Genomic DNA, 2,906 nt, shown 5'->3' with positions numbered 1-2,906 from the left:
TTTTGTATTGATATTTCTATTATTGGAGCTTTATCTTTTCTTATTGTTCTTACTATTTGTTCCAATAAACCTCCATGATGGTCTCCTATCGGTAACAATGAACCTGTGTAATTATTTATTTTTATCAATTTACCTTCCGCTTTGGCTATTGCTGTATGTACACTATCTCTAAATTCTCCTTCATGATTGGTTCTTTCCTTACCTATAAGTCTTTCATTCACATCATCTAAAAAGTTCCCTATTGCTCCTGCATTGCTTGACATTATCTTATTAAAGTCTCCCCAGCTGTTAGGCTCACTCTTAAATCTGAATTCCGTCCTTTTTACTTCAACTCCCTTCGTTAGTTCCTGTGATTTTTTTATGTCCCTGTTTATACTTTCCGATACACTGCCCAATACTGTTCCTTTACCTATTGTAGACCTCGTTATTCGTCTTCTGTCATATCCTTCCACTCCTACTCCGTATTCTTCGTCTACTCTGTTAGGTACTTCTCTTACACCGTTATTCTTGTCCAATACTAATTTTGTGTTATCTCCTTTTGACCTCTGATTTAAACTTATATTTCCATCTAAATTCAACATCTTGTCATAATCATCCAAATCTCTTGTTTCTATTTCTCCATATGACAGTTTTAAATTACCTCCGTCTTCTCCTTTTTCATTTATGTTTGCTATTATGGAACCTATTAGAGTTAGTTTGCCTTTTACATTCACATCTGCACTTTCCGTTCCTATTATGCCGCTCTGTTCTTTTACCCATAGTTTGTCTTTCTTAGCATATGATAAACCTGCATTGACATTATTTCTGTTATCAGATGTACCGTACTGTTTACTGTAACCTGCACTCACTCCTATCTGTTTTAATTTTTCCTTATCCTGTACACTTTCTATCAAAAGGTTCTTTACATCTACAACTGCATGTTTTCCTTCTACTCTTCCTCCATTTATTTTCATATCTTCAGCTTTTACATTCACTTTGTTTCCTGCCTGTATATGACTGTTATTATACAATCTACCTTCCGACTTCATTTCTCCGTAATTTATTCCTGCGGAATAACCCCCCGCTCCATAAATTACCACTCCAAAATTCGCTCCTATATTCTTCCCTTTCATCTTATAGGTATCTTCTGAAGCTGCCAGTTTCACTTTTTCCGCTTCTATTGTCAAATCTTTTTCTGCTCTTACAAAACCTCCCTCAGTTTCAAGCTCTTTACTCTTTAATAATATATCTTGTCCCGCTCTTATATTTGTTGTTATGTGTTGTAAATATTCACTCGCATTCTTTGCATTGCTTATACTTACGTTCACTCCTATTCCTGCTGACACTCCTCCTGAACTCGGTCCGTTAAACAAAGTACTCATTGCATTTATAGTCTTTTCTCTACCCTCAAGGCTCTCAAGAAGACTTCTGCCTTTTACTATATCTTTTATGAAGCTTCCAACTCTTCCTATATTAGGTACTTCTTTCAATGCCTTATAGCCGTCCTTAAAGGACTTGAATGTATCCTTTATTCCTCCGAGATTTAAATTAAATGCCAAAGCTATTCTTGCTTTCACATTTTCATTATCTGTCATTATTTCACTTTGAGAATCTTTTATGTATATTTTTCCTTTCTTTGCTTCTACGGATATGTTTCCTTTAGCTCCTATATCTCCTTGTAATAATATATTACCTTCTCCTGATTTTATATATATGTCCTTATTCGTTACAAGTACATTTCTTTCAGGTGTTATTAATGTTTTTCCCATATTTTCTTTGGAATATGCAGCTTCCAGTCCTGCCGAAGCACTTAAGTTCTTTCCGTTAGCATTTGCAAATATTCCTGCCCTTATCTTCTCATTCTGTTCTCTTATACTTGCAAAATTTGCTCCGTCTTTTAATACTATTCCGTGTTTACCATCCAGTGTAATATCCCCTGCCGCTCCTATCTTACTTCCTATGGATATTATACTGTCACCTTCTATTTTTACACTTCCTCCTTTAGAATTTATTATGCTTCCGATACTTCTTACCGTATTTACTGCTGTTTTATTCTTATTTTTTTCTACACCTGCAAATATCCCGTCTCTGTTTGCACTGATTTTTAATCCTTTATCCTTATGTTCTTCATATCTTCTACTTATTTCATTTCCGGGCAATACTTCTACTCCCATTTTTCCTCTTAAAAATACAGAGCCTGATGTCTGCACATCCACTCCCTCTATTTTAAGCTTACCTTCAGAGTCTATTTTTATTCCTGCTTCTCCGTATAACTGGCTATGTTTATATTTTTCTTTACTGTCACTTATATAGTCACTCTTTCTTCTGTATTTTATTCCTGCCCAGCTTTTTGTTGTCTGAGAATCGTATATGCTGTTCAGTTTGTCTTTTGTTCCCTGTATATAAATATTCCCGTCTGACACTCCTATTATCTGACCTTTTGTATTAAAATTCACTCCTTGAGCAAATACTCCTCTGTTTTCTGCTGATTTTCCTATCCCCTTGTAATTTATTAATACATTTCCCTCATTTGTTATTTCTACGGGGTTTGCATATACATTATCTTCTATCCATGTGCTTGTCGTTACTTTCTTTTTTCCATACCATTTTTTGCTTGTATTTGTTTGTGTTTTATATTTATATTCCGTATTTACGCTTGAAAGCATGAGAATATATTTTTTCGCATTCAATACTATATCGTTTTTTGCTCTTAAGTTACTGCTTTCAAGTATTAAATCTCTTGCTGAATCCAGTATTGTATCTTTTCCTTCACCTATTATTCCTGACACTGTCTTTGTCTTATTTAATGTATCCCAATGTCTTAATTCTTCTACCTGTACTGTTCTTACAGGACCGTAAGGTATTTTCTTTTCATAGTCGTTTCTTCCTCCATGACGTATTGTCTTTGTATCTCTTATCTGTTTTGT

The 2,906-nt window shown here is 34.5% G+C and carries 1 protein-coding gene; it reads right to left on the bottom strand.

Going from position 1 to position 2,906, the window contains the following annotated elements; all coding sequences use genetic code 11:
• Positions 1-2,906: hemagglutinin repeat-containing protein (locus EII29_RS11125; protein WP_148096425.1), on the bottom strand; the 2,906-nt coding region annotated here is incomplete at both ends.

This window comes from Leptotrichia sp. OH3620_COT-345 (genome assembly GCF_003932895.1).
Classification (GTDB): domain Bacteria; phylum Fusobacteriota; class Fusobacteriia; order Fusobacteriales; family Leptotrichiaceae; genus Pseudoleptotrichia.
Note: the sequence above shows the minus strand (reverse complement) of the source record. Positions and strands in the feature narration are given on the sequence as shown.